Here is a 24,778-nt window from a genome sequence, read left to right as displayed (position 1 = left end):
CGGCCCTGCGCCGCACGCGCCTATCCGTGTCATAGCCAATATTCTCGGGTGCCCGCACGGTGGGCTTGCTACTCTAGCGGCGCCCGAGCTATTGCCATTCATGAGGCCCGCTATGACCGCTCCAATCGCTATCCGCCGACTCAATGCCGCTGATCCGGACTTTGCGCGACACCTGGATCATCTGCTGAGCTGGGAAAGCGTATCCGACGAAGCGGTCAATCAGCGTGTCCTCGACATCATCAAGGCCGTGCGCGAGCGTGGAGATGCTGCGGTAGTCGAGTTCACCCAGCGTTTCGATGGCGTTCAGGCGTCCTCCATGGCCGAGCTGATTCTGCCGCGCGAGCGCCTGGAGTTGGCCCTGACGCGCATTACGGCCGAGCAGCGCAAGGCCCTGGAAACCGCTGCCGAACGCGTGCGCAGCTACCACGAGAAGCAAAAGCAGGATTCCTGGACCTACACCGAGGCCGACGGCACCGTGCTGGGCCAGCAAGTCACCCCGCTGGATCGCGCAGGCCTCTACGTGCCGGGTGGCAAGGCGTCCTACCCGTCCTCCGTGCTGATGAACGCGATTCCTGCCAAGGTTGCCGGCGTCACCGAGGTGGTGATGGTGGTGCCCACCCCCCGTGGCGAGATCAATGAAATCGTCCTCGCTGCCGCTTGCGTGGCCGGTGTGGACCGCGTTTTCACCATTGGAGGCGCCCAAGCCGTGGCCGCGCTGGCATACGGTACCGAGAGCGTGCCTCAGGTGGACAAGATCGTCGGTCCGGGCAACATCTACGTTGCCACCGCCAAGCGCCATGTGTTCGGCCAGGTGGGTATCGACATGATTGCCGGCCCCTCGGAAATCCTGGTGGTCTGCGACGGCGGAACCGATCCGGACTGGATTGCCATGGACCTGTTCTCCCAGGCCGAGCATGACGAGGATGCACAGGCCATCCTGGTCAGCTCCGACGCTGCCTTCCTCGATAAGGTGGCGGCCAGCATTGATAAGTTGTTGCCGACCATGGAGCGTGCCGAGATCATCCGTACCTCGTTGCAGAACCGTGGTGCGCTGATCCAGGTGACCGACCAGGCCCAGGCCTGTCAGGTGGCCAATCGCATTGCTCCCGAGCACCTGGAGCTGTCCGTTGCCGATCCGCAGGCCTGGCTGCCGCAGATCCGTCACGCTGGCGCCATCTTCATGGGTCGTTACACCGCTGAAGCTTTGGGTGACTACTGTGCCGGCCCGAACCACGTGCTGCCGACTTCCGGTACCGCGCGCTTCTCCTCGCCGCTCGGCGTGTACGACTTCCAGAAGCGCTCTTCGATCATCTTCTGCTCGGCCGACGGCGCGTCCGAACTGGGCAAGACCGCATCCGTACTGGCCCGCGGCGAGTCGCTGACCGCCCACGCGCGCAGCGCTGAATACCGCATTGCTCCTAACAAAGAGCAGGGGGAGTGAACATGAGCAAGTTCTGGAGTCCCTTCGTCAAGGAGCTGGTGCCCTACGTACCGGGTGAGCAGCCCAAGCTGGCCAAGCTGGTCAAGCTGAACACCAACGAGAATCCCTATGGCCCGTCGCCCAAGGCAGTGGCGGCCATGCAGGCCGAGGTTGGCGACAACCTGCGCCTGTATCCGGACCCGAACAGCGATCGCCTGAAGCAGGCGGTGGCCGATTACTATGGTGTGCAGACTAGCCAGGTGTTCGTCGGAAACGGTTCGGATGAGGTCCTGGCCCACGCCTTCCACGGCCTGTTCCAGCACGGCAAGCCGCTGCTGTTCCCGGACGTGAGCTACAGCTTCTACCCGGTCTACTGTGGGCTATACGGCATTCCGTTCGAGGCGTTGCCGCTGGACGAGCAGTTCCAGATCCGCGTCGAGGATTACGCGCGCCCCAATGGCGGCATCGTCTTCCCCAACCCCAATGCCCCGACCGGTTGCCTGCTGGCGCTTGAGGCAATCGAGCGTCTGCTCCAGGCCAATCCAGATACGGTGGTGCTGGTGGATGAGGCCTACATCGACTTCGGTGGCCAGACCGCCATCAGTCTGGTGGATCGCTACCCGAACCTGCTGGTGACTCAGACCCTATCCAAGTCCCGCTCCCTGGCAGGACTGCGGGTGGGCCTGGCAGTGGGGCATCCGGACCTGATCGAGGCGTTGGAGCGGATCAAGAACAGCTTCAACTCCTACCCGCTGGATCGCATGGCCATCGCGGGTGCGGCGGTCGCCTTTGAAGACAGGGCCTACTTCGAGGAGACCTGCCGCAAGGTAATCGACAGCCGTGAGCACCTGGTGGCCGAGCTGGGCAAGCTGGGCTTCGACGTACTACCGTCGGCTGCCAATTTCGTCTTTGCGCGTCACCCGCAGAAGGATGCTGCCGGCATCGCCGCTGGGCTGCGCGAACAGGGCGTGATCGTTCGCCATTTCAAGCAGGAACGCATTGCCCAATTCCTGCGGATCACCATCGGCACGCCGGAGCAGAACCAGGCACTGCTGGACGCTCTGAATACGCTTTAAGCCTTCTGCGATCGAAAGAAAGAGCCGAGTGTGGAATTCCGCACTCGGCTTTTTCTTGGGTTCTTCGCGGAATCTGGGGAAAGAGCGAGTTGACAGTCAGGGAAAGTGCTCGAAGCGTGCGCCGATCAGCCCCTTCCACTTGCCGCCGAAGTCGATCTGGATGTCGTCAAGCAGCAGTGGGAGGGCGGGTCGGCCGCAGCGGCTTCGCCAAGGAGGCTCAGCACCAGTCCCGTGACAGTCGAAAGGTGGTGGGAGGGCATCGGATGATTTCGCTATAGATGTAATAGCATAACTTTTTCGGGCTAAGAGTCGTTCTTGTCCAGTGCGGGGCAATGCGTGTGCTGGATTGTAGAAACGAAAACGGCGCCCGAAGGCGCCGTTACTGTGGGGTCAGTTTCCGCCGTTGCTGCTGGGGGGTGGACGAACGCCGACCTCGGCGATCAGCTCCAACTCCTTGCCGTTGCGCATAACCTGGATGCTGACCTTCTCGCCCGGGCGGGCGCGGGCTACTTGGTTCATCGAGCGACGGCCGTCGCCTGCGGGTTCGCCCTCGATGCTGAGGATGATGTCACCGGGCTGCAGTGCCGCGCGTTGCGCCGGGCTGTCGCGGTAGATGCCGGCGACGACAATGCCGGGTCGGCCTTCCAGGCCAAAGGACTCGGCCAGCTCCGGGGTCAGCGGCTGGACCTCGATCCCAAGCCAGCCGCGAATCACCGAGCCGTGCTCGATGATCGCCTTCATCACCTCTAGCGCCAACTTGACCGGAATAGCGAAACCGATGCCCTGGGAGCCGCCGGACTTGGAGAAGATTGCGGTGTTGATGCCGATCAGGTTGCCATTGGCGTCTACCAGGGCACCGCCGGAGTTGCCGGGGTTGATTGCGGCATCGGTCTGGATGAAGTCTTCATAGGTATTCAGGCCCAGTTGGTTACGGCCGGTGGCGCTGATAATGCCCATGGTCACGGTCTGGCCGACACCGAAGGGGTTGCCGATCGCCAGAGCGACATCGCCGATGCGGATGTTGTCCGAGCGACCGAGGGTGATGGGTGGCAAGTCCTTGAGGTCGATCTTCAGCACCGCCAGGTCGGTTTCCGGGTCGCTGCCCACCAGGCGTGCCAGGGTCTCACGGCCGTCCTTGAGGGCTACCACGATCTGGTCGGCACCGGCAGTTACGTGGTTGTTGGTCAACAGGTAGCCTTCGGGGCTCATGATCACCGCTGAACCCAGGCTGGACTCCATGCGCCGTTGACGCGGCAGGTTGTCGCCGAAAAAGCGGCGGAACTGCGGGTCCTCGAACAGTGGGTGGGCGGGCTTGCTCACCATCTTGGTGGTGTAGAGGTTGGCTACTGCCGGCGAGGCGCTGGTCACCGCGTCCGCATAGGAGTCCGGACCTTGGCGGGTGAAGTTGAACTTGGGCGCTTCCTGCAGATGCACTTCCTGGCGAGGCAGACCGACCCATTCCGGGTATTGCTGGATGATCAGCAGTGCCACGAGCACGCCGACAATCAGGGGCCAGCCGAGATATCGCAGGGCCTTGAGCATCGAGGGAGAATCCTGAGGGTTGCGAGGGGCAGGGGTGCCCCTTAAGGTGGCGCCATTATACGAGGGCGCCCGTTAAAAACGAGCCGTCCGCAACAGCTTGTGAGGAACGCCATGGCCATTGCCTTGAACACTCTGGTGGAAGAAGCGGAGCGCTACCTGAACGCTTCGCGCATCCAGGATTACTGCCCCAACGGCCTGCAGGTCGAGGGGCGTCCGCAGGTCAGTCGGATCGTCACCGGCGTCACCGCCAGCCAGGCCTTGTTGGACGCCGCGGTGGAGGCCGAGGCGGATGTGGTGCTGGTACACCACGGCTATTTCTGGAAGGGTGAAAACCCATGCGTGGTAGGCATGAAGCAGCGCCGTCTGAAGACGCTGCTGGCCAACGACATCAGCCTGTTGGCCTACCACCTGCCACTGGACTTGCATGCCGAGGTGGGCAACAACGTTCAGCTCGCACGCCAGTTGGACATCATCGTTGAAGGCCCACTGGAGCCGGATAATCCGCGTACTGTTGGGCTGATCGGCTCCTTGGTCGAGCCCATGACCGCCATCGACTTCGCTCGTCGTGTGCACGAGGTGCTGGGGCGTGAGCCGCTGCTGGTCGAGGGCGACCGGATGATCAGTCGGATCGGCTGGTGCACCGGTGGCGGCCAGGGCTACATCGATACCGCGATTGCCGCGGGCGTCGACCTCTATCTGACTGGCGAAGCTTCTGAGCAGACCTTTCATAGTGCGAGGGAAAACGGTATCAGCTTCATCGCCGCCGGCCATCATGCGACCGAGCGCTACGGCGTGCAGGCGCTGGGCGACTATCTGGCGCGGCGTTTCGCCCTGGAACATCTCTTCATCGATTGCCCGAATCCCGTTTGAGGGCGCTGCACGGCATCTATCCGGTGGGCATATCACTAGATTGTTTCGTTCTAAACAGGCCCCTCAATAGAAGGGAGGGGCTGTGTTAGAGTGCCCGCTCGTCCACGGCCCGCCGGCCGTCGTATCAGAAAGACCTTCGTGAGTAGCCATGCTCGATAAACTGACGCACCTGAAACAGCTGGAGGCGGAGAGCATCCACATCATTCGTGAAGTGGCCGCCGAATTCGACAACCCGGTGATGCTCTACTCCATCGGTAAAGACTCCGCCGTCATGCTGCACCTCGCGCGCAAGGCGTTCTTCCCCGGCAAGCTGCCGTTCCCGGTCATGCATGTCGACACCCGGTGGAAGTTCCAGGAGATGTACCGCTTCCGCGACAAGATGGTCGCCGAGATGGGCCTGGATCTGATCACCCACGTCAACCCGGAAGGCGTAGCCCAGGGCATCAACCCCTTCACCCATGGCAGTGCAAAGCACACTGACGTGATGAAGACCGAGGGCCTGAAGCAGGCACTCGACAAGTACGGCTTCGATGCGGCATTCGGCGGCGCTCGCCGCGACGAGGAGAAGTCTCGCGCCAAGGAGCGCGTCTACTCCTTCCGCGACAGCAAGCATCGCTGGGACCCGAAGAACCAGCGCCCCGAACTCTGGAACGTCTACAACGGCAAGGTGAAGAAGGGCGAGTCGATTCGCGTCTTCCCGCTGTCCAACTGGACTGAGCTGGACATCTGGCAGTACATCTACCTGGAACAGATTCCGATCGTCCCGCTGTACTTCGCCGCCGAGCGTGAAGTCATCGAGAAGAACGGCACGCTGATCATGATCGACGACGAGCGCATCCTCGAGCATCTCTCCGACGAAGAGAAAGCACGTATCGAGAAGCGTATGGTGCGTTTCCGCACCTTGGGCTGCTACCCGCTGACTGGCGCGGTGGAGTCCACGGCGACCACGTTGCCGGAAATCATCCAGGAAATGCTCCTGACCCGTACTTCCGAACGCCAGGGGCGGGTCATCGACCACGACGCCGCCGGCTCGATGGAAGAGAAGAAACGTCAGGGCTATTTCTAAGGATTCCGCATCATGAGCCACCAATCCGATCTGATCAGCGAGGATATCCTCGCTTACCTGGCCCAGCACGAACGCAAGGAACTGCTGCGCTTCCTCACTTGCGGCAACGTCGACGACGGTAAGAGCACCCTGATCGGGCGCCTGCTGCACGACTCCAAGATGATCTACGAAGACCATCTGGAAGCCATCACCCGTGATTCGAAGAAAGTCGGCACCACCGGTGACGACGTTGACCTGGCGCTGCTGGTCGACGGCCTGCAGGCCGAGCGCGAGCAGGGCATCACCATTGACGTGGCGTACCGCTACTTCAGCACCGCAAAGCGCAAGTTCATCATCGCCGATACCCCTGGCCATGAGCAGTACACCCGCAATATGGCGACCGGCGCCTCCACCTGCGACCTGGCCATTATCCTGGTTGACGCCCGCTACGGTGTGCAGACCCAGACCCGCCGGCACAGCTACATCGCATCCTTGCTGGGTATCAAGCATATCGTCGTCGCCATCAACAAAATGGACCTGAAAGACTTCGATCAGGGTGTGTTCGAGAGCATCAAGGCCGACTACCTGCACTTTGCCGAACGCATCAAGCTCAACCCCACATCGATCCACTTCGTGCCGATGTCGGCCCTGAAGGGCGACAACGTGGTGAACAAGAGCGAGCGCTCGCCCTGGTACACCGGGCAGTCGCTGATGGAAATCCTTGAAACCGTGGAAATCGCCGGCGACCGAAACGTCTCCGACATGCGCTTCCCGGTGCAGTACGTGAACCGTCCGAACCTCAACTTCCGCGGATTCGCCGGAACCTTGGCCAGCGGCGTCGTGCGCAAGGGTGATGAAGTGGTGGCTCTGCCTTCGGGCAAGGGCAGCCGCGTCAAGTCCATCGTCACCTACGAAGGCGAACTGGAGCACGCCGGCCCCGGCCAGGCGATCACCCTGACACTGGAAGACGAAATCGACGTTTCCCGCGGCGACATGTTGGTGCATGCCGACAACCGCCCGCAGGTCACCGACGGCTTCGACGCCATGCTGGTGTGGATGTCCGAAGAGCCTATGCTTCCGGGCAAGAAGTACGACATCAAGCGCGCCACCAGCTATGTGCCGGGCTCCATTCCCAGCATCGCGCACAAGGTGGACGTAAACACCCTCGAGGAAACAGCAGGCAGCAGCCTTCAACTGAACGAGATCGCCAAGGTCAAGGTCAGCCTGGATGCGCCCATTGCCCTCGACGGCTACGAACAGAACCGCACCACCGGTGCATTCATCGTCATTGATCGACTTACCAATGGCACCGTCGGCGCCGGCATGATCATCGCCGACCCGCAAGCCGGGCGTAATATCGACGGTCACCACGGCAAACAGGCGCATGTTGCTCGTGAGGAGCGTGCAGCACGCTTCGGCCAGCAGCCGGCTACCGTGCTGTTCAGCGGCCTCTCAGGCGCAGGCAAGAGCACCTTGGCCTACGCCGTGGAGCGCAAGCTCTTCGACATGGGACGTGCGGTTTACGTGCTGGATGGCCAGAACCTGCGCCATGACCTGAACAAGGGCTTGCCGCAGGATCGCGCCGGTCGCACCGAGAACTGGCGACGTGCCGCTCACGTGGCGCGTCAGTTCAACGAAGCCGGCCTGCTCACTTTGGCGGCCTTCGTTGCTCCGGATGCCGAAGGTCGCGAGCAGGCCAAGGCGCTGATTGGTGCCGACCGCCTGATCACCGTCTACGTGCAGGCATCGCCGCTGGCGTGCCGCGAGCGTGACCCGCAAGGACTGTACGCCGCAGGTCAGGACAATATCCCGGGAGAGTCCTTCCCCTACGACGTGCCGCTGGATGCCGATCTGGTGATCGACACCCAGTCAGTCACGGTAGAAGAGGGCGTCAAGCAGGTCCTGGAGTTGCTCCGCTCTCGCGGTGCGATCTAAGCACCGAACAACAAAAAGCCCCGCATTGCGGGGCTTTTTGTTGGCCTCCGGTTCGGCTGGCCGATCGGAGGTCCAGCCGTGAAGGAATCAGTACTTGCCTTTCAGACCGAAGGTCTCGTCCAGGGTGCCAGGGGCGTCCGGGGCTTTGGGCGCATAGTCCTTGGGCGCTTCATTGCTTTTCGGTGGTGTCAGGCGCTCTCGCGGACTGGCAGCCTCATCGGCGTGTAGTGCGGCCAGTAAGCGTTGGCGGGTCAGCTCATCCAGGGCCAGGCGGCTGGCGCCCTCGGACAGATGCTCCTGCACTTCCTGGTAGCTCTGGGTGAGTTTTTTCACCAGACTGGCGGTGGTGTTGAAGTGAGTGACCACCTCACTCTGGTAGGTATCGAAACGTTCCTGCAGATCATCCAGCTGGCGCTGCGTCCGGCTCGGAGCGGCATTGGGCACCAGGCGGGCGATCAGGAATCCGATGCCGATACCGGCGAGCAGGGCGAAGGCTGGTAACAACCAGACGGTGAGCGACTGTTCCACGAGTCCTTCCTCTATAAACGGCTTTGCTTTACGTTAACGGCTCGAATCCGCGCTGTATACCGCGACGCAAGCCCTGTTGTGCTAATCCAAGACGAGTCGACCCGTCACGGGGTCACGGAGTTTCCCTAGTTGAGCCGAGAAAACCCTCTCCTGCTCGATGGTCCCTGTGGCCAGATCGAGGCGCTGCATCTTGATTTGCCCGAGGCCAAAGGCCTGGCGCTGATCTGTCATCCCAATCCGGTGCAAGGCGGCACCATGCTCAACAAGGTGGTTTCCACCCTGCAACGCACCGCCCGTGACGCGGGATACAGCACATTGCGCTTCAACTATCGAGGCGTCGGCGCCAGTACCGGTAGTCATGACATGGGCACTGGCGAGGTGGACGACGCCGAAGCCGTCGCCCACTGGTTCCACACCCAGCGACCGGAGTTGCCTCTGACCCTGTTCGGCTTCTCCTTTGGTGGCTTCGTTGCTGCCAGCCTTGCTGGTCGCCTCGAGCGTCAGGGTATCTTGGTCCCACGCCTGTTCATGGTGGCGCCGGCGGTCATGCGCCTGACGGCGGATAACCCGCTGCCTGAAGGCGGCGAGGTGACAGTGATCCAGCCCGAAGCCGATGAGGTCGTGCCGCCCCAAGCGGTGTATGACTGGTCCGCTGGCCTCACGCGCCCCCATGAGCTGCTGAAAGTGGCAGAATGCGGGCACTTCTTCCACGGCAAGCTGACCGATCTCAAGGATCTGGTCCTGCCGCGTCTCTGATTCCGAACGAAGTCTGACAAGCGAACACCATGACCACTCGTATCCTTACCGGCATCACCACCACCGGCACGCCGCACCTCGGCAACTACGCAGGCGCCATCCGCCCGGCCATCGTTGCCAGTCGCGCCAGCGACGTCGATTCCTTCTACTTCCTGGCCGACTACCATGCCCTGATCAAGTGCGACGATCCGGTCCGCATCCAGCGTTCGCGCCTGGAAATCGCCGCCACCTGGCTGGCCTGTGGCCTGGATACCAATAAGGCGACCTTCTACCGCCAATCTGACATTCCCGAGATCCCCGAGCTCACCTGGCTGCTGACTTGCGTCAGCGCCAAGGGGCTGCTCAATCGGGCGCACGCCTACAAGGCTTCCGTGGACAAGAACCTGGAGAACGGCGAAGACCCGGATGCCGGCGTCACCATGGGCCTGTACAGCTACCCGGTGCTGATGGCCGCGGACATTCTGATGTTCAACGCACACAAAGTGCCGGTTGGCCGCGACCAGATCCAGCATGTGGAAATGGCCCGCGACATCGGCCAGCGCTTCAACCACCTGTTCGGGGCCGGTCGCGAGTACTTCACCCTGCCGGAAGCGGTGATCGAGGAAGAGGTAGCGACCCTGCCCGGACTCGATGGCCGCAAGATGTCCAAGAGCTACGACAACACGATTCCACTGTTCGGTAGCGCCAAGCAGTTGAAGGACGCCATCGCGCGCATCGTCACCGACTCCCGCGCACCCGGCGAGCCGAAAGACCCGGACAACTCCCATCTCTTCACCCTGTACCAGGCCTTCGCCACCCCGGCGCAGCTCGCCGAGTTCCGTGCTGACCTGCTGGCTGGCCTGGCCTGGGGCGAAGCCAAGCAGCGTCTGTTCCAGTTGCTCGACAACGAACTGGGCGAGGCGCGCGAGCACTACCATGCACTGATCGAGCGGCCGTCCGATCTGGAGGACATTCTCCTGGCCGGCGCTGCCAAGGCCCGCAAGATCGCCACGCCCTTCCTCAACGAACTGCGAGAGGCTGTGGGCTTGCGATCGTTCCGCACCAACGTACAAGCTGGTGGCGAGACGAAGAAGAAAGCGGCCAAGAGCGCGCGCTTCGTGAGTTTCCGCGACGAGGACGGCAGCTTCCGTTTCCGTCTGCTGGATGCCGATGGGGAGCAACTGCTGCTGTCTCGCTCCTTCGCCGACGGCAAGACCGCCGGCCAGGTCAGCAAGCGTCTGCAGTCAAGCGATGAGCTGGACCTGCGTGTCGAAGGTGAAGCCTTCGGTATCTGGCTGGATGACGAGCAGGTGGCTTCCAGCCCCGGCTTTGCCGACGCTGCGGCCCGCGATGCTGCTATCCAGCGCCTCTATGTGGCTCTCGCGTCCCAGGAATAACTGCCTTTCCAGCGGCCGGCTTTGCCGGCCAATTGCCAATCTACGGGGCAGGCTCTAAAGTACTCGCCCCGTTTTTCGTTGCCTTGCTACCGATCATGACCCCCCTCGAGCGCTACCAGGCCGATCTCAAACGGCCGGATTTCTTTCACGATGCTGCGCAGGAAACGGCTGTTCGCCACTTGCAGCGGCTGTATGACGACCTGATCGCTGACGGCCGCAGCAAGCCCGGCCTGCTGGGTGGCCTGTTCGGCAAGAAGCGACAGGGCCCGGTGAAGGGCCTGTACTTCTGGGGTGGAGTGGGTCGCGGTAAGACCTACCTGGTGGATACCTTCTACGAAGCACTGCCGTTCAAGCAGAAGATGCGTACCCACTTCCACCGCTTCATGAAACGCGTCCATGAGGAGATGAAGACCCTCAAGGGCGAAAAGAACCCGCTGACCATCATTGGCAAGCGTTTCGCCGATGAAGCCCGAGTGATCTGCTTCGACGAGTTCTTCGTCTCCGATATCACCGACGCCATGATTCTGGCCACGCTCCTCGAGGAGCTGTTCAAGAACGGCGTCAGCCTGGTGGCGACCTCGAACATCGTCCCTGATGGCCTCTACAAGGACGGCCTGCAGCGGGCGCGGTTCCTGCCGGCCATCGCGCTGCTCAAGGAGCACACCGATATCGTCAACGTTGACAGTGGCGTGGACTATCGGTTGCGCGCCCTCGAGCAGGCGGAGTTGTTCCACTTCCCGCTGGACACCGAGGCCGAGGCCAGCCTGAGCCGCAGCTTCAAGAGCCTACTGCCAGACTGCACGATGGCTCAGGAAAACGAAGTCCTGATGATCGAGAATCGCGAGATCCGCACCGTGCGCGTCTGCGAAGACGTCGCCTGGTTCGAGTTCCGTGAGCTTTGCGATGGCCCGCGCAGCCAGAACGACTACATCGAACTGGGCAAGATCTTCCACGCGGTGATCCTTGCCAACGTCGAACAGATGGGCGTGGCCAAGGACGACATGGCGCGGCGCTTCATCAACCTGGTGGACGAGTTCTATGACCGCAACGTGAAACTGATCATCTCGGCCGAAGTGGAGCTGAAGGACCTATATTCCGGTGGCCGCCTGAACTTCGAGTTCCAGCGTACCCTCAGTCGCCTGCTCGAGATGCAGTCCCACGAGTTCCTTTCCAGGCCGCACAAGCCTTGAGGAACACGCAAGAAAAAGGCTGCCCGAAGGCAGCCTTTCTCAATTTCGCCAGGGTATTTCAGTTCTGCGCCAGCTTCTGCTCCTGCTGTTTCAGCAGCCTTTGCGCATGGGCGACTTCCAGCGCTTCCATGGCGTTGATCGGCTTGATTGCCACCGCCTTCCTCAGGTGTTCCAGCGCCTTGGCTTCCTCGTCCTCGCCGTACACGTATTCCAGTGCGTTGGCGTACTCGTAGTGACCAATGGGCAGGTCGTCGGTGGCCTTGAAGGAGCGGGCAAAGTACTGCTCCATCTTGTCCGAACTGACCCCGTAGGTCATCTTGCCCACCAGCTTGCCCACTTTGCGGATCACGCCAGCCTCGTAGCCGCCGTATAGGGCGAGAGCGAAAGGCTGCTGCGGTTGTTTCATCAGCAGGGCGTCCAGCTCATCGGGAATCTGGCTGGTATAGCCGCGCTTGAGCACTACCGGAACCGGCAGCTCCTCACCCAGGCGGGCCTTGGCGTAGGCCCGACCGAACTGGGCGACCACATCTGCCTTGACCAGATCGCCGGCTTCGTCGGTGTAGCGGATCACTTCTTCCAACAGTTGATGCTTCTCCGCCTGATCAGGCACCAGGAACATGGCATAAACCACTTGGGCGAACATGGCTGGCACCTGGCCGCCGACGCCCAGTTCCAGGCCCTGCTTCTTCGCCTTGGCAAATTCACCCCGGAACATCAGGCGCCAGACATCCTGCAGCTTGGCTGCGTAGGCCTCGGCTTCCTCGGGCTTGCCCGTGAAGCCGGTATTGCCGGTAACGGTCAGTTCCAGGGCCTTCGGGTACTTGGTGGCCATGGTCACCACCCAGTCGGCATCCGGGTAGGGGTAGTTCGGGCCGAATCCTCGAGTCAGGCGCGGCCAGGCCTCACGCAGCTTGTCGCCGGAGTAGTCGTAGGCGGCCTGGTCATAGGGGAAGGGTTTCCAGTTGTCGTCCGCCACAGCGGTAAGGCTGCAGGCGGCTAGCAGGGCAAGCAGGTAGCGGCGCATGGCGATGGACCTTTTCTTGTTGTTGTCCTCCCGTGCCGGGGCTGGCGCGGGTTCGGAGCATCCCGTTCGGGCATGGGCCGATCATAGGGTCGTGGCGCTGCCGGCCAACCTATCCTTGGAATGGCGGCGTCATTCTCCTTTTTGCTGGTACTGACGGCGGTACTGATTCGGAGAAAGCTGGGTGTGCTGGCGAAACAGCCTGGCGAAGAAACTGGCGTCGTCGTAGCCCACTTCGTAACTGATGGTCTTGATGCTCTTGCGCGTAGCCGAGAGCAGCCCTTTCGCCGTTTCGATGCGTAACCGCTGCAGATAGTGCAGGGGCTTGTCGCCGGTAGCTGCCTGGAAGCGCCGCATGAAGTTGCGAATGCTCATGCCATGGTCGCGGGCCACATCCTCGAAACGGAACTTGTCGGCGAAGTGATCTTCCAGCCATTGCTGGATCTGCAGGATGGTCATGTCGTGGTGCAGCTTCTGCCCGCCGAAGCCGATGCGGCCCGGGGTGTAGCTGCGCTGTACTTCGTAGAGGATGTCGCGGGCGACCGCCTGGGCGATGCCGGCGCCGCAGAAGCGTTCGATCAGGTAGATGTACAGGTCGCAGGCCGAGGTGACACCGCCCGCGCAGTAGAGGTTGTCAGCGTCGGAGAGGTGCTTGTCCTGATTCAGCAGAACCTTGGGGAAGCGTTCGGCGAACTCTCCGAAGAAGCGCCAGTAGGTCGTTGCCTCCTTGCCGTCCAGCAGGCCGGCCTGGGCCATCCAGAATACCCCGGTGGCCTCGCCGCAAATGGCACTGCCAGCGGCGTGGCGCTCTCGCAGCCAGCCACAGACCTGTGGATAACGCGCAAGCAGGGCGTCGAAATCGCCCCAGAAGGCCGGGATGATGATGATTTCCGCGTCGTCCAGAGGCCCGTCTACCGGAAGTTGTACTTCACTGAAGCTGTCCGCCGGCCGACCATCAGGGCTGACCAAGTGGATCTGGAACGCGGGGGTGAGGCCCTTGCCCTGCAGTTTGCCGAAGCGCAGGCTGGCCATGTGGAAGAAGTCCTTGGCCTGCATCAAGGTGGAGGCGAAGACACCGTCGATGGCCAGGATGCTGACCTGCCGAAGGTTAGGGGACTGCGAATTACTCATGGTGTTGTTCTTATTAGGGGAAAGCGGTCATTCTCCGGCTGGATCGTCTTATTTTTTGTCCTAAGTGTCCAGTGTGGCGGGGGCGGGGACTGGCCTAGAGTCGGTGGCCTCCGAACCCACATGACCACAGTGTCATTCCAAGGTGATGCCATGATCCCGAGAACCCTGTTCAGCTCTGACCACGAACTCTTCCGCGACAGCGTGCGCAAGTTCCTCGAGCAGGAGGCCGTGCCCTATCACCATCAGTGGGAGAAAGACGGCCACATCGATCGCACCTTGTGGAACAAGGCGGGTGAGGCCGGCATGCTCTGCTCGCACATTCCGGAGGAATACGGCGGTATGGCTGCCGACTTCCTCTACAGCGCGGTGGTGATCGAGGAGATTGGCCGCCTGGGACTGACCGGCATCGGCTTTTCGCTGCATTCCGACATCGTTGCACCCTACATCCTGCATTACGGCTCCGAGGCGCAGAAGAAGAAGTACCTGCCCAAGCTGGTCAGCGGTGAGATGGTGACTGCCATCGCCATGACCGAGCCTGGCGCTGGCTCTGACCTCCAGGGAGTGAAGACCACTGCGGTACTGGATGGCGACGACTATGTAATCAATGGCTCCAAGACCTTTATCACTAACGGCATTCTTGCCGATCTGGTGATTGTGGTGGCCAAGACCGACCCCAAGGCGGGCGCCAAGGGCACCAGCCTGTTCCTGGTAGAGGCGGGCACCCCGGGCTTCGCGAAGGGCAAGCGCCTGGAGAAGGTAGGCATGAAGGCCCAGGACACCGCCGAACTGTTCTTCCAGGACGTTCGTGTACCGAAGGAGAGCCTGTTGGGCCAGGCCGGTATGGGGTTCGCTTATCTGATGCAGGAGCTGCCCCAGGAGCGCCTGACCGTGGGCATCGGTGCACTGGCCTCGGCGGAGGCGGCGCTGAACTGGACCCTGGACTACACCCGTGAGCGCAAGGCCTTCGGCAAATCCATCGCCGAGTTCCAGAACACCCGCTTCAAGCTGGCCGAGATGGCCACTGAAATCCAGGTCGGTCGTGTATTCGTCGATCGGTGCCTGGAGTTGCATCTGGATGGCAAGCTGGATGTGCCCACTGCGGCAATGCTCAAGTACTGGGGAACCGACCTGCAGTGCAAAGTGCTGGACGAGTGCGTGCAGTTGCACGGCGGCTACGGTTTCATGTGGGAGTACGCGGTAGCGCGGGCCTGGGCGGACGCGCGGGTGCAGCGAATTTACGCCGGCACCAACGAAATAATGAAGGAAATCATCGCCCGTTCCCTGGTGTAAGGCAGCGGAGGACACGAGGAGCCCGGCACGTGCCGGGCTTCTGCGTTTTTAGGGGGCTGGGTTTGGCTGGTCCTTATGGATGGCGGCAATGCCCTCCAGCACGGCTTCGGACAGTTTCAGCTCGCTGCTGTGCAGGTTCGCTTCCAGCTGTTCCAGCGAGGTGGCGCCAATGATATTGCTGGTCACGAAAGGCTGGGCTGTGACGAATGCCAGGGCCATTTGCGCTGGATCGAGCCCGTGTTCGCGAGCCAGTTGCACATAGCGCGAGCAAGCCGCCTGGGACTGCGGGTTCGTGTAGCGGGTGAAGCGGCTGAAGAGCGTGATCCGCGCGTTGGCTGGGCGTGCCCCGTTCTCGTATTTGCCGGACAGCATGCCGAAGGCCATTGGCGAATACGCCAGCAGCCCACACTGCTCGCGAATCGCCACTTCCGCCAGGCCTACTTCGAAGCTGCGGTTGAGCAGGTTGTAGGGGTTCTGAATGGACGCGGCGCGCGGCAACCCGAGCTGGTCGGCAAGCTGGAGGAATTTCATGGTGCCCCAGGGTGTTTCGTTGGACAGGCCGACATGGCGGATCTTGCCAGCCTTGACCTGCTCGCCGAGCACTGCGAGGGTTTCCTGTAGCGGTGTGAAGTCGTCCTCTTTGTGCTGATAGCCGAGCTGGCCGAAGAAGTTGGTGCTGCGTTCGGGCCAGTGCAACTGATAGAGGTCGATCCAGTCGGTACGCAGGCGCTTCAGGCTGGCGTCCAGTGCGGCGGTGATGTGCTGGCGGTTGTGCTTCAGGTTGCCGTCGCGGATATGGCTGATGCCGTTGCCGGGGCCGGCTACCTTGCTTGCCAGGACCCACTCCGCACGGTCGCCGCACTTGGCGAACCAGTTACCGATGATGGTTTCGGTGGCGCTGTAGGTTTCGGCACGCGGCGGTACGGGGTACATCTCCGCCGTGTCCATGAAGTTGATGCCGTACGACTTGGCGCGCTCGATCTGAGCGAAGGCTTCTGTCTCGGTGTTCTGCTCACCCCAGGTCATAGTGCCTAGGCATAGGCTGCTAACCTTGAGGTCAGTGCGGCCGAGTTGGCGGTATTCCATCGCTGCCTCCAGCGTTTTCATAAAGGATGAATGAAATCAGGTTGAAATTTTTCCTGCAATCGGCATAATTTCGCGGCTTTCTTTGCGGGGATGCCTAGCCTGCAGAGAAGGAAGGCGGGGATGCCTAGCCTGCCGAAAACCCTATGCCGTAGCGGACGCGCTGACCCGAGCCCCCGATAGCGTCTGTTTCCGGCTGTCTCTGACCTTGTCAGAGCGAGCACTATTCAGTAAGATCCGCCGTCTTATTTTCAGGGCGGCCCCTGAGGCTATAGCGAATGAAGACTTTTACTGCAAAACCGGAAACTGTTAAGCGCGACTGGTACGTCGTCGACGCTGCAGGTCAGACCCTGGGTCGTCTGGCCACCGAAATTGCCAGCCGTCTGCGTGGCAAGCACAAGCCGGAATACACCCCTCACGTTGATACCGGCGACTACATCGTCGTGATCAATGCCGAGCAGGTTCGTGTTACCGGTGCCAAGACTACCGACAAGATGTACTACTCGCACTCCGGTTTCCCGGGCGGCATCAAGGAAATCAACTTCGAGAAGCTGATTGCCAAAGCCCCTGAGCGCGTGATCGAGACCGCGGTAAAAGGCATGCTGCCGAAAAATCCGCTGGGTCGCGACATGTATCGCAAGCTGAAGGTGTACAAGGGTGCTGTTCACCCGCACACCGCTCAGCAGCCCCAAGAACTGAAGATTTAACGGGATAGTTCATTATGTCGGCGACTCAAAACTACGGCACCGGCCGTCGTAAGACTGCTACCGCGCGCGTCTTCCTGCGTCCGGGTACTGGCAAGATCTCCATCAACAATCGCACCCTGGATACCTTCTTCGGTCGCGAAACCGCTCGCATGGTCGTGCGTCAGCCGCTGGAGCTGACCGAGACCGTCGAGAAATTCGATATCTACGTCACCGTCGTTGGCGGTGGTGTAAGCGGTCAGGCCGGTGCTATTCGCCACGGCATCACCCGCGCCCTGATCGAATACGACGAAACCCTGCGCAGTTCGCTGCGTAAAGCCGGCTACGTGACTCGCGACGCTCGCGAAGTTGAACGTAAGAAAGTCGGTCTGCGCAAAGCGCGTAAGCGTCCGCAGTACTCCAAGCGTTAATTCAGCGCTTGCAAAGAACGCCCAGTTTCTTCGGAGCTGGGCGTTTTTTTATGCGCTAAAAGTTATGGCATGCGACAGCTTGTCGCACGTGCGAATCCCGCGCCATTCAAGGCTTTCGGCCTATTTGTATCCGGCTATTACCTTGTCAGCAAAGGGGGTTTTCTTTACCATTTGGCGAATTTTTTGCGCGGCTCGATTTTTTACTTAGTAGAGGCCTGAGCAACAGGCCACAGAAGCTGATGGGAGACGACTGAATGAGCAATGACGGCGTGAATGCAGGCCGGCGTCGCTTCCTCGTAGCGGCCACGTCCGTGGTCGGTGCGGCGGGAGCGGTGGGGGCTGCGGTCCCGTTCGTGGGGTCATGGCTGCCCAGTGCCAAGGCCAAGGCCGCGGGTGCACCGGTCAAGGTGAATATAAGCAAGGTCGAGGTAGGCCAGCAGATCATCGCCGAATGGCGCGGTCAGCCGGTGTTCATCGTGCGTCGTACCGAAGAGATCCTGGCCAATCTGGGCAAGCTCAGCGGTAGCATGGCCGACCCGGAGTCCAAGGCTTCGGTGCAGCCGACCTACGTGGATCCGGTCAGCCGCTCGATCAAGCCGGAAATCCTGGTGCTGGTAGGTATCTGTACCCACCTCGGCTGCTCGCCGTCCTTCCGTCCGGAAGTCGCGCCGGCTGACCTGGGCGCCGAATGGGTCGGCGGCTATTTCTGCCCCTGTCACGGCTCCCGCTACGACCTCGCCGGTCGTGTCTACAAGGCGCAGCCCGCGCCTCTGAACCTGCCGGTGCCGCCGTACTCGTACGAGTCGGATGACGTCATCGTCGTCGGTGTGGACCAGGAGAAGGCCTGATGAGCAAATTCATGGAATGGGTCGATGCGCGCTTCCCCGCGACCAAGATGTGGGAAGACCATCTGAGCAAGTACTACGCCCCGAAGAACTTCAACTTCTTCTACTTCTTCGGTTCGCTGGCACTGCTGATATTGGTTAACCAGATCCTTACCGGTATCTGGCTGACCATGAGCTTCACTCCGTCCGCCGAAGAGGCCTTCGCGTCGGTCGAGTACATCATGCGCGACGTGGAGTACGGCTGGATCATCCGCTACCTGCACTCCACCGGTGCATCGGCATTCTTCGTCGTTGTCTACCTGCACATGTTCCGCGGCCTGCTCTACGGCTCCTATCAGAAGCCGCGTGAGCTGGTGTGGATCTTCGGCATGTTGATCTACCTCGCCCTGATGGCCGAGGCCTTCATGGGTTACCTGCTGCCCTGGGGCCAGATGTCCTACTGGGGTGCCCAGGTGATCATCTCCCTGTTCGGTGCAATCCCGGTGGTGGGTGATGACCTTACCCAGTGGATCCGTGGTGACTACCTGATCTCCGGTATCACTCTGAACCGCTTCTTCGCCTTGCACGTGATCGCCCTGCCGATCGTTCTGCTTGGCCTGGTTGTGCTGCACATCCTGGCCCTGCACGAAGTGGGTTCGAACAACCCGGACGGCGTGGACATCAAGAAGAAGAAAGACGAGAACGGAGTGCCGCTTGATGGCATCGCGTTCCACCCCTACTACACCGTGAAAGACATCGTCGGTGTCGTGGTATTCCTCTTCGTGTTCTGCTTCGTGGTGTTCTTCTTCCCGGAAATGGGCGGCTACTTCCTCGAGAAGCCGAACTTCGAACAGGCGAACCCGTTCAAGACTCCTGAGCACATCGCGCCGGTATGGTACTTCACCCCGTTCTACGCGATTCTTCGTGCGGTACCAGACAAGCTCCTCGGCGTAATCGCCATGGGTGCTGCCATCGCTGTGCTGTTCGTGCTGCCGTGGCTGGATCGTAGCCCCGTCAAGTCGATGCGCTACAAGGGCTGGCTGAGCAAGATCTGGCTGCTGGTGTTCTGCGTCTCCTTCATCATCCTTGGCGTGCTGGGCGTTCTCGCGCCGACCCCGGGCCGTACGTTGTTGTCGCAGGTGTGCACCATCCTGTACTTCGCGTACTTCATCCTGATGCCGTTCTACACCAGGATGGAAAAAACCAAACCGGTTCCGGAAAGGGTGACGGGCTAATGAAAAAGCTATTTGCTGCATTTGTATTTGCTGCGCTGCCGGCTCTTTCCTTCGCTGCTGGCGGTCAAGGTGTGCATCTGGACAAGGTCGACATCGACCTGACCGACAAGGCTGCGATGCAGGACGGCGCGCGTACTTTCGCGAACTACTGCATGGGCTGTCACGGTGCCAAGTTCCAGCGCTACGAGCGTGTAGGTAAGGATCTCGGTATTTCCGAAGAGTTGATGCTGCAGAACCTGGTCTTCACAGGCGCCAAGATCGGCGATCACATGAAGATCGGCATGCAGCCCAACGACGCCAAGGTATGGTTCGGTGCGGCTCCCCCGGACTTGACCCTGGTTGCCCGCGTGCGTGGTACTGACTGGCTGTACAGCTACCTGCGTGCCTTCTATGAGGATCCTGCGCGTCCTTGGGGCGTGAACAACAAGGTCTTCCCGAACGTCGGTATGCCGAACGTCCTGGTCAGCCTGCAGGGCCGTCAGGTCATTGGTTGCAAGCAGGTTCAGGTGGTAGAGGACGGCAAGAAGCAGTTCGATCCGCTGACTGGCGCGCCAATCACCCATGAAGCCTGTGATCAACTGACCGTGGTGCCGAAGACCGGCAAGCTGACCGAAGCCGAGTTTGACGAGAAGGTCCAGAATCTGGTGACCTTCCTGGCTTACTCGGCCAATCCGGTCAAGCTGGAAAGCCAGCGCGTCGGGACCTACGTCCTGCTGTACCTGGCATTCTTCTTCGTATTCGCCTATCTGCTCAAGCGCGAGTACTGGAAGGACGTGCACTGATACACTGCTGGACTGTTTCACAAGCGCGCGCCCTTATTGGGCGCGCGCGTCTTTCTGCCCCTGAATAATCCCTAGTGAGGAGGGCGCAATGGCCGTCACCAATAGGCTGGCCTGTTATTCCGACCCTGCCGACCACTACTCCCATCGTGTGCGCATTGTGCTCGCCGAGAAGGGGGTCGCTGCCGAGATCATCAATGTCGAGCCGGGCCGTTGCCCGCCCAAGTTGGCCGAGGTCAATCCCTACGGCAGCGTGCCAACCCTGGTAGATCGCGATCTGGCGCTCTATGAGTCCACCGTGGTGATGGAGTACCTCGAAGAGCGCTATCCCCATCCACCGCTGTTGCCCGTCTATCCGGTAGCTCGAGCTAATACTCGCTTGCTCATCCATCGCGTACAGCGCGACTGGTGCTCACTGGTGGATCGCATCCTTGATCCGCGCAGCAAGGACGCCGACAAGGCGCTGGCGCGCAAGGAGCTTCGCGAGAGCCTGACCGGCGTATCGCCGCTATTTGCCGACAAACCCTATTTTCTGAGCGAAGATTTCAGCCTGGTGGATTGCTGCTTGCTGCCGATTCTGTGGCGCCTTCCCGTGCTGGGCATCGAGCTGCCACGGCCGGCCAAGCCGCTTCTGGACTACATGGAGCGGGCCTTCTCTCGAGACTCCTTCCTGGCCAGCTTGTCCGCCGCCGAGCGCGATATGCGCTGAGGAGACCAAGATGAATTCCAGTCGTCCCTACCTGGTCCGTGCTCTCTACGAGTGGATCGTTGATAACAACTGCACGCCGCACTTGCTGGTCAATGCCGAGCATGCGGGTGTGCAGGTGCCACCGGGCTACGCCAATGATGGCCAGATCGTGCTCAATGTTTCTCCCAGTGCCGTGCGCCATCTTCATATGGACAACGACGCGGTAAGCTTCGAGGGTCGCTTCGGTGGGGTTGCCCACAGCCTCTACATCCCTTCGGCTGCGGTAATGGCCATCTATGCCCGAGAAAATGGACAGGGCATGGTCTTCGATCTTGAGCCGCCGCTTCCCGGGGATGATCCGGAGCCGGACGATGACGGCCCCTCCGGTAATGAGCCGCCAAGTTCGGGAGGTGATCCCTCCCGCCCAAGCGGCCGGCCCAGTCTGAAAGTGGTCAAGTAAGAAAAAAGGCGATCCTCGGATCGCCTTTTTTATGCCTGCCGCAGGGGTCAGTTGGTGTATTCGAAGAGTCGAACGATCTTCTGTACGCCGGAAACACCCTGAACGATGCTGGTGGCCAGCTGGGCTTCCTGGCGGGTGACCAGGCCTAGCAGATAGACGATGCCGTTCTCGGTCACCACCTTGATCTGCGAACTGGGAACCTTGCTGTCGGCCAGTAGTTGGGTGGTGATCTTGGTGGTAATGGTGCTGTCATTCATGCGCGCCAGGGTGGAGGAGGGCGGCAGGACTTGCAGTTCGTTATGCACGCGGCGTACGCCCTGAGCGCTCTGGGCAGCCTGTCCGGCCAGTTCCTTGAGGTCGGCGCGCGGCGTCTGGCCAGCGAGCAGCACCACGCCGTTGTAGCTGGAGACCACGATGTGCGAGTTGGTCTTCAGGTCAGCGCTGGCGGCCTCGACTTTCGCGCGCACCTTGGATGGCATGGACTGGTCGTCGATGGTCTTGCCAATGGTGCGGCCACCGCAGCCGGAAAGCGCGAGGCAGAGGGCGAGGCCAGCGAGAATCAGGGGGGAACGGATCATTCTTCACTCCCAAACAGTTGACGGTCGATCAGGTCGCAGAGGCAGTGGATAGTCAGCAGGTGCACTTCCTGGACGCGCGCAGTGACCTTGGAGGGAACGCGGATTTCCACATCTTCGGGCAGTAGCAATGAGGCCATGCCGCCGCCGTCGCGCCCGGTCAGGGCAACTACCACCATTTCGCGGTCGTGGGCGGCCTGGATGGCCTGGATCACATTGGCCGAGTTGCCGCTGGTAGAGATGGCCAGCAGTACGTCGCCGGGTTGGCCGAGTGCGCGGATCTGCTTTGAGAAAACTTCGTTGTAGCTGTAGTCGTTGGCGATTGAGGTGATGGTCGAACTGTCGGTGGTTAGTGCGATCGCGGGCAGGCTCGGACGCTCGCGCTCGAAACGGTTGAGCAATTCCGAGGAGAAGTGCTGGGCGTCGCCGGCCGAGCCGCCGTTGCCGCAGGACAGGATCTTGCCCTCATTGAGCAGCGCGTGGACCATCACCATGCTGCCGTGCTCGATGTGCGGGGCCAGCAGTTCCATGGCCTGCAGCTTGGTGTCGATGCTGGCCTGGAAGAGTTGGCGAATACGGGGTTGCATGTCCATCGGGTAAGACCTTCAGTGGGGCGACCGATCAGGTGTCGAAGGCATTCTTCAGCCAGGTCAGTCGCGGGGGTGAATCACCGTCCATTGCATTGACGGCAATCACATCAAATCGACAAGGGTGTTTGGCCCAGCGGGATTCCTGCTGGAGGAACTGCTGGGCGGCGTATGCCAGTTTTTCGCGCTTGCGGGCATCGACGCTCTCGAGGGCGCCACCCCAGCCGGCATGACGCCGGTAGCGGACTTCGGCGAATACTACTGTATCGCCGTCGAGCATGACCAGATCGAGCTCGCCGCGACGGCACAGCCAGTTCTGAGACAACAAACGCAGTCCGTTTGCTTCGAGGTGGGCGCGGGCAAGGGCTTCCGCCGCTTGTCCGCGGGCGCGTTTGTCACTCAAGAGTCGCTGTCTTTCAGACGCTGGACCTGGCCATTTCGGAACTCAGCCCAGGGGAGCTGGCGTTCGATACGGCGGGCGGGGTTGAGGCTCAGTCGGCCGGAAAGTCCATCCACTTGGGTTTCCGGCAGTACTTTCAGCTGCGTTAGGCGCGGTGCCAGGCGATAGGCATCCGCGCCCATGGCATAGAGGCGTCCCAGGCTGCCGCCGGCTTGTGGCCATTGGTTGCCGACCTGCTGGCGTAGTGGATCGTCGCCGTTCAGCAGCCAGGGGGTTTCGCAGAAGCGGATGCCGTTCAGGTCCTGGTACTGGGCCTGATCGTTGCTTGCCGAATAGAGGTGGGAAGTGGCGTAGACCGGTACATCGCCAGCGTACTGGAAGGCCAAGGTTGGTTTGATCTGTTGGGCTTGCTGTGGGGTGGCGGCGAGGAAGATGAAGTCGACGTCCTGGCGGCGCGCCGGTTGGGCGGCTACCGGTACGCCCAGGGTCCCCTGCAGGCGCTTGGCGCGGGCTTCACTCTGGCGGAGTTGGAACAGATCGGCAATCTGCTGGGCCAGCGCCACCGGCTGGTCGACGTGCTCGGCGGCGATAAGACGACCACCTTCGGCTTGCCAGCTCTGCTGGAAGGCGCGCAATACGCGATCCCCCCACTCGCCGCGAGGCACCAGGGCCACGGCGCTGCGCATGCCGTCAGCCCAGGCGCGACGGGCCACTTCCCGGGCTTCATCTTCGGCGGCAAGGCCAAACTGGAAGAGTTGGGCTGGAGCTTCCTGGCCCGAGTCACTGTAGTTCAGTGCCAGTGTGGTGATGGGGAGTTGCTCTCGGGTGCTGAGCTGCTTGACCAGCGGTTTCTCCAGTGGGCCGACTACCAGTTGTACGCCGTCGGCCTGGGCTTGGCGGTAGAAGTCGTCGATAGAGGTCAGCTTGGAGCTATCGTAGAGCTCAATGGCCGGTTGCTGCTGGCCGGACTGCTTCGCCTGGTAGTGGGCGGCCAGGAAGCCATCGCGCAAGGCGCGGGACACGGAGGCCAGTTGGCCTTCCTGGGGTAGCAGGAGGGCGATCTTGGTCAGCGGTTGGCCGGCAATTTCCTTGAGTTTGGTCAGGGCCTGCGGCAGCTGCTTGGCGGCCGGGTGGTCCGGATTCATTGCGCGCCAGTTATCGATGGCGGCTTGCTGCTGTTCCAGGGTGGACGAGGTCTTGGTCAGGCTCGCCAGTTCCAGCCAGCCGGCAAGGTCCTTGTCGGCGCCGCCTTGCAATTGGTTCAGCGGCAGGCTGGAAACCAGTGCCCAGATTGCTTCATGGTTGTTGCTGGCGGCTTCGCCGCTGAGCAGCGGAGCAATGAACACGCGTTCGCGGGCGGCGGCGAGTGTCTGGCCGTCGGCTTCCAGGGCGCGGGCACGAACTAGTTGAGTGCGCACCTGCTGGTCAACGGGTAGCTCGGCAAGGTGGTCGAGGCTGGGATGGCTCAGTGCCTTGAGGGCGCTCTTGGTTTGGTTGCGGGCCATGGCCAGTTCGGCAGCCAGGGTGCTGGCGAATATCTGCTGGGCGGGCTTCAGGCTCTCCAGCGGAATCTGCTCCAGGATGCGAGCCGAACGACCGATATCTTGCTGTTTGTAGGCGAGGTCGGCGGCGGACAGGCGCAGCAGTGCGGCTTCTTCCGGTTTCGCTTCGCTGGCTTGCTGCAGCAGTTGCTCGATGCTGGCCTGAGGTGTGCGGGGCAGTTCGCCAAGGCTGGACGAGGGCGAACTGGCGCAGGCAGCCAGCAGGCCGGCGAGGCAGAGGGCGGAGAGCGGACGCAGGCAAGCGATCATTTATCGGTCCCGATACTCGTTGAAGAAAGACGCGATTGTACC

At 61.4% G+C, this 24,778-nt stretch carries 25 protein-coding genes; 16 read left to right on the top strand and 9 right to left on the bottom strand.

Annotated features, from left to right (window positions below; genetic code table 11):
- Window positions 1-112: 112 nt before the first annotated feature.
- Window positions 113-1,441, top strand: a complete 1,329-nt coding sequence (hisD, locus tag G559_RS0112210) for a histidinol dehydrogenase (protein WP_028628482.1) — start codon at window positions 113-115, stop codon at window positions 1,439-1,441.
- Between the two features lie 2 nt (window positions 1,442-1,443).
- The gene (hisC, locus tag G559_RS0112205) at window positions 1,444-2,496 is read left to right on the top strand and encodes a histidinol-phosphate transaminase (protein ID WP_028628481.1); all 1,053 of its coding nucleotides are present in this window, start codon (window positions 1,444-1,446) and stop codon (window positions 2,494-2,496) included.
- Window positions 2,497-2,886: 390 nt separating this feature from the next.
- Here hisC and algW read toward each other — a convergent pair whose 3' ends face one another.
- Window positions 2,887-4,038, bottom strand: a complete 1,152-nt coding sequence (gene algW, locus G559_RS0112200) for a Do family serine endopeptidase AlgW (protein ID WP_028628480.1) — start codon at window positions 4,036-4,038, stop codon at window positions 2,887-2,889.
- A 111-nt stretch (window positions 4,039-4,149) separates the two neighbouring features.
- Between algW and G559_RS0112195 the strand changes: the two genes are divergently transcribed.
- The 3 genes from G559_RS0112195 to cysN all read left to right on the top strand — a co-directional run bounded on the left by G559_RS0112195 (window position 4,150) and on the right by cysN (window position 7,888).
- Window positions 4,150-4,908, top strand: coding sequence for a Nif3-like dinuclear metal center hexameric protein (locus G559_RS0112195; RefSeq protein ID WP_028628479.1), 759 nt, complete (start codon window positions 4,150-4,152; stop codon window positions 4,906-4,908).
- A gap of 148 nt (window positions 4,909-5,056) precedes the next feature.
- Window positions 5,057-5,974, top strand: coding sequence for a sulfate adenylyltransferase subunit CysD (gene cysD, locus G559_RS0112190; protein WP_028628478.1), 918 nt, complete (start codon window positions 5,057-5,059; stop codon window positions 5,972-5,974).
- Window positions 5,975-5,986: 12 nt separating this feature from the next.
- Window positions 5,987-7,888 carry a sulfate adenylyltransferase subunit CysN gene (gene cysN / locus G559_RS0112185; protein WP_028628477.1) on the top strand — a complete coding sequence of 634 codons (1,902 nt, stop codon included), beginning with the start codon at window positions 5,987-5,989 and terminating at the stop codon, window positions 7,886-7,888.
- Between the two features lie 87 nt (window positions 7,889-7,975).
- Here the strand turns inward: cysN and G559_RS0112180 are convergent, their stop codons facing one another.
- Window positions 7,976-8,416 (bottom strand): YhcB family protein, encoded by a 441-nt coding sequence (locus G559_RS0112180; protein ID WP_028628476.1) that lies wholly within the window; start codon window positions 8,414-8,416, stop codon window positions 7,976-7,978.
- A 129-nt stretch (window positions 8,417-8,545) separates the two neighbouring features.
- Between G559_RS0112180 and G559_RS0112175 the strand changes: the two genes are divergently transcribed.
- The 3 genes from G559_RS0112175 (at window position 8,546) to zapE (ending at window position 11,738) form a co-directional block, all read left to right on the top strand.
- Window positions 8,546-9,172 carry an alpha/beta hydrolase gene (locus G559_RS0112175; RefSeq protein WP_028628475.1) on the top strand — a complete coding sequence of 209 codons (627 nt, stop codon included), beginning with the start codon at window positions 8,546-8,548 and terminating at the stop codon, window positions 9,170-9,172.
- 29 nt (window positions 9,173-9,201) lie between these two features.
- Window positions 9,202-10,548, top strand: coding sequence for a tryptophan--tRNA ligase (locus G559_RS0112170; protein ID WP_028628474.1), 1,347 nt, complete (start codon window positions 9,202-9,204; stop codon window positions 10,546-10,548).
- A gap of 95 nt (window positions 10,549-10,643) precedes the next feature.
- A complete protein-coding gene (zapE, locus tag G559_RS0112165; RefSeq protein ID WP_028628473.1) occupies window positions 10,644-11,738 on the top strand; it encodes a cell division protein ZapE in 1,095 nt (364 codons plus the stop codon).
- Window positions 11,739-11,796: 58 nt separating this feature from the next.
- On the opposite strand, the gene G559_RS0112160 is transcribed toward zapE, so the two are convergent.
- Both G559_RS0112160 and G559_RS0112155 read right to left on the bottom strand, forming a co-directional pair.
- Window positions 11,797-12,762, bottom strand: coding sequence for a hypothetical protein (locus tag G559_RS0112160; RefSeq protein ID WP_028628472.1), 966 nt, complete (start codon window positions 12,760-12,762; stop codon window positions 11,797-11,799).
- Between the two features lie 129 nt (window positions 12,763-12,891).
- Entirely contained in the window at window positions 12,892-13,890 is a 999-nt protein-coding gene (locus G559_RS0112155) for a GlxA family transcriptional regulator (protein WP_028628471.1), read from the bottom strand.
- Between the two features lie 150 nt (window positions 13,891-14,040).
- Here G559_RS0112155 and G559_RS0112150 point away from each other — a divergent pair, with 150 nt between their 5' ends.
- A complete protein-coding gene (locus G559_RS0112150) occupies window positions 14,041-15,180 on the top strand; it encodes an acyl-CoA dehydrogenase family protein (RefSeq protein ID WP_028628470.1) in 1,140 nt (379 codons plus the stop codon).
- Between the two features lie 48 nt (window positions 15,181-15,228).
- Here the strand turns inward: G559_RS0112150 and G559_RS0112145 are convergent, their stop codons facing one another.
- Window positions 15,229-16,266 carry an NADP(H)-dependent aldo-keto reductase gene (locus G559_RS0112145; protein ID WP_028628469.1) on the bottom strand — a complete coding sequence of 346 codons (1,038 nt, stop codon included), beginning with the start codon at window positions 16,264-16,266 and terminating at the stop codon, window positions 15,229-15,231.
- A 275-nt stretch (window positions 16,267-16,541) separates the two neighbouring features.
- Between G559_RS0112145 and rplM the strand changes: the two genes are divergently transcribed.
- From rplM to G559_RS0112110, 7 genes are all read left to right on the top strand, one after another.
- Window positions 16,542-16,970, top strand: coding sequence for a 50S ribosomal protein L13 (gene rplM, locus G559_RS0112140; RefSeq protein WP_016490991.1), 429 nt, complete (start codon window positions 16,542-16,544; stop codon window positions 16,968-16,970).
- A gap of 14 nt (window positions 16,971-16,984) precedes the next feature.
- Window positions 16,985-17,377: a 30S ribosomal protein S9 gene (gene rpsI / locus G559_RS0112135; RefSeq protein ID WP_028628468.1), complete on the top strand. Its 393-nt coding sequence runs from the start codon at window positions 16,985-16,987 to the stop codon at window positions 17,375-17,377.
- 254 nt (window positions 17,378-17,631) lie between these two features.
- Entirely contained in the window at window positions 17,632-18,225 is a 594-nt protein-coding gene (petA, locus tag G559_RS0112130; RefSeq protein WP_028628467.1) for a ubiquinol-cytochrome c reductase iron-sulfur subunit, read from the top strand.
- Window positions 18,225-19,436 (top strand): cytochrome b, encoded by a 1,212-nt coding sequence (locus tag G559_RS0112125; RefSeq protein ID WP_028628466.1) that lies wholly within the window; start codon window positions 18,225-18,227, stop codon window positions 19,434-19,436. Before petA ends, G559_RS0112125 begins: the two co-directional genes overlap by 1 nt.
- On the top strand, window positions 19,436-20,218 hold the full coding sequence (locus G559_RS0112120; protein WP_028628465.1) for a cytochrome c1: 783 nt from the start codon (window positions 19,436-19,438) through the stop codon (window positions 20,216-20,218). The genes G559_RS0112125 and G559_RS0112120 overlap by 1 nt, the downstream gene beginning before the upstream one ends.
- Window positions 20,219-20,306: 88 nt before the next feature.
- The gene (locus tag G559_RS0112115; protein ID WP_028628464.1) at window positions 20,307-20,924 is read left to right on the top strand and encodes a glutathione S-transferase N-terminal domain-containing protein; all 618 of its coding nucleotides are present in this window, start codon (window positions 20,307-20,309) and stop codon (window positions 20,922-20,924) included.
- 10 nt (window positions 20,925-20,934) lie between these two features.
- Window positions 20,935-21,363 (top strand): ClpXP protease specificity-enhancing factor, encoded by a 429-nt coding sequence (locus G559_RS0112110; RefSeq protein ID WP_028628463.1) that lies wholly within the window; start codon window positions 20,935-20,937, stop codon window positions 21,361-21,363.
- A 47-nt stretch (window positions 21,364-21,410) separates the two neighbouring features.
- On the opposite strand, the gene G559_RS0112105 is transcribed toward G559_RS0112110, so the two are convergent.
- Genes G559_RS0112105 through G559_RS0112090 form a run of 4 tightly spaced genes read right to left on the bottom strand, consistent with a single transcriptional unit; the run spans window position 21,411 to window position 24,736 of the window.
- Window positions 21,411-21,941 (bottom strand): BON domain-containing protein, encoded by a 531-nt coding sequence (locus G559_RS0112105; RefSeq protein ID WP_028628462.1) that lies wholly within the window; start codon window positions 21,939-21,941, stop codon window positions 21,411-21,413.
- Window positions 21,938-22,531 carry a phosphoheptose isomerase gene (locus G559_RS0112100; RefSeq protein WP_028628461.1) on the bottom strand — a complete coding sequence of 198 codons (594 nt, stop codon included), beginning with the start codon at window positions 22,529-22,531 and terminating at the stop codon, window positions 21,938-21,940. The genes G559_RS0112105 and G559_RS0112100 overlap by 4 nt, the downstream gene beginning before the upstream one ends.
- Before the next feature lie 28 nt (window positions 22,532-22,559).
- The gene (locus tag G559_RS0112095) at window positions 22,560-22,928 is read right to left on the bottom strand and encodes a YraN family protein (RefSeq protein WP_028628460.1); all 369 of its coding nucleotides are present in this window, start codon (window positions 22,926-22,928) and stop codon (window positions 22,560-22,562) included.
- A complete protein-coding gene (locus tag G559_RS0112090; RefSeq protein WP_028628459.1) occupies window positions 22,925-24,736 on the bottom strand; it encodes a penicillin-binding protein activator in 1,812 nt (603 codons plus the stop codon). The genes G559_RS0112095 and G559_RS0112090 overlap by 4 nt, the downstream gene beginning before the upstream one ends.
- Window positions 24,737-24,778 lie beyond the last annotated feature (42 nt).

Source organism: Metapseudomonas resinovorans DSM 21078 (genome assembly GCF_000423545.1).
Classification (GTDB): Bacteria; Pseudomonadota; Gammaproteobacteria; order Pseudomonadales; family Pseudomonadaceae; genus Metapseudomonas; species Metapseudomonas resinovorans.
Note: the sequence above shows the minus strand (reverse complement) of the source record. Positions and strands in the feature narration are given on the sequence as shown.

Excerpts from the sequence above, each read along its gene's own strand:
- hisD (WP_028628482.1), top strand. The coding sequence starts at position 113 with ATGACCGCTCCAATCGCTATCCGCCGACTCAATGCCGCTGATCCGGAC.
- hisC (WP_028628481.1), top strand. The coding sequence starts at position 1,444 with ATGAGCAAGTTCTGGAGTCCCTTCGTCAAGGAGCTGGTGCCCTACGTA.
- algW (WP_028628480.1), bottom strand. The coding sequence starts at position 4,038 with ATGCTCAAGGCCCTGCGATATCTCGGCTGGCCCCTGATTGTCGGCGTG.
- G559_RS0112195 (WP_028628479.1), top strand. The coding sequence starts at position 4,150 with ATGGCCATTGCCTTGAACACTCTGGTGGAAGAAGCGGAGCGCTACCTG.
- cysD (WP_028628478.1), top strand. The coding sequence starts at position 5,057 with ATGCTCGATAAACTGACGCACCTGAAACAGCTGGAGGCGGAGAGCATC.
- cysN (WP_028628477.1), top strand. The coding sequence starts at position 5,987 with ATGAGCCACCAATCCGATCTGATCAGCGAGGATATCCTCGCTTACCTG.
- G559_RS0112170 (WP_028628474.1), top strand. The coding sequence starts at position 9,202 with ATGACCACTCGTATCCTTACCGGCATCACCACCACCGGCACGCCGCAC.
- zapE (WP_028628473.1), top strand. The coding sequence starts at position 10,644 with ATGACCCCCCTCGAGCGCTACCAGGCCGATCTCAAACGGCCGGATTTC.
- G559_RS0112160 (WP_028628472.1), bottom strand. The coding sequence starts at position 12,762 with ATGCGCCGCTACCTGCTTGCCCTGCTAGCCGCCTGCAGCCTTACCGCT.
- G559_RS0112155 (WP_028628471.1), bottom strand. The coding sequence starts at position 13,890 with ATGAGTAATTCGCAGTCCCCTAACCTTCGGCAGGTCAGCATCCTGGCC.
- G559_RS0112150 (WP_028628470.1), top strand. The coding sequence starts at position 14,041 with ATGATCCCGAGAACCCTGTTCAGCTCTGACCACGAACTCTTCCGCGAC.
- G559_RS0112145 (WP_028628469.1), bottom strand. The coding sequence starts at position 16,266 with ATGGAATACCGCCAACTCGGCCGCACTGACCTCAAGGTTAGCAGCCTA.
- rplM (WP_016490991.1), top strand. The coding sequence starts at position 16,542 with ATGAAGACTTTTACTGCAAAACCGGAAACTGTTAAGCGCGACTGGTAC.
- rpsI (WP_028628468.1), top strand. The coding sequence starts at position 16,985 with ATGTCGGCGACTCAAAACTACGGCACCGGCCGTCGTAAGACTGCTACC.
- petA (WP_028628467.1), top strand. The coding sequence starts at position 17,632 with ATGAGCAATGACGGCGTGAATGCAGGCCGGCGTCGCTTCCTCGTAGCG.
- G559_RS0112125 (WP_028628466.1), top strand. The coding sequence starts at position 18,225 with ATGAGCAAATTCATGGAATGGGTCGATGCGCGCTTCCCCGCGACCAAG.
- G559_RS0112120 (WP_028628465.1), top strand. The coding sequence starts at position 19,436 with ATGAAAAAGCTATTTGCTGCATTTGTATTTGCTGCGCTGCCGGCTCTT.
- G559_RS0112115 (WP_028628464.1), top strand. The coding sequence starts at position 20,307 with ATGGCCGTCACCAATAGGCTGGCCTGTTATTCCGACCCTGCCGACCAC.
- G559_RS0112110 (WP_028628463.1), top strand. The coding sequence starts at position 20,935 with ATGAATTCCAGTCGTCCCTACCTGGTCCGTGCTCTCTACGAGTGGATC.
- G559_RS0112105 (WP_028628462.1), bottom strand. The coding sequence starts at position 21,941 with ATGATCCGTTCCCCCCTGATTCTCGCTGGCCTCGCCCTCTGCCTCGCG.
- G559_RS0112100 (WP_028628461.1), bottom strand. The coding sequence starts at position 22,531 with ATGGACATGCAACCCCGTATTCGCCAACTCTTCCAGGCCAGCATCGAC.
- G559_RS0112090 (WP_028628459.1), bottom strand. The coding sequence starts at position 24,736 with ATGATCGCTTGCCTGCGTCCGCTCTCCGCCCTCTGCCTCGCCGGCCTG.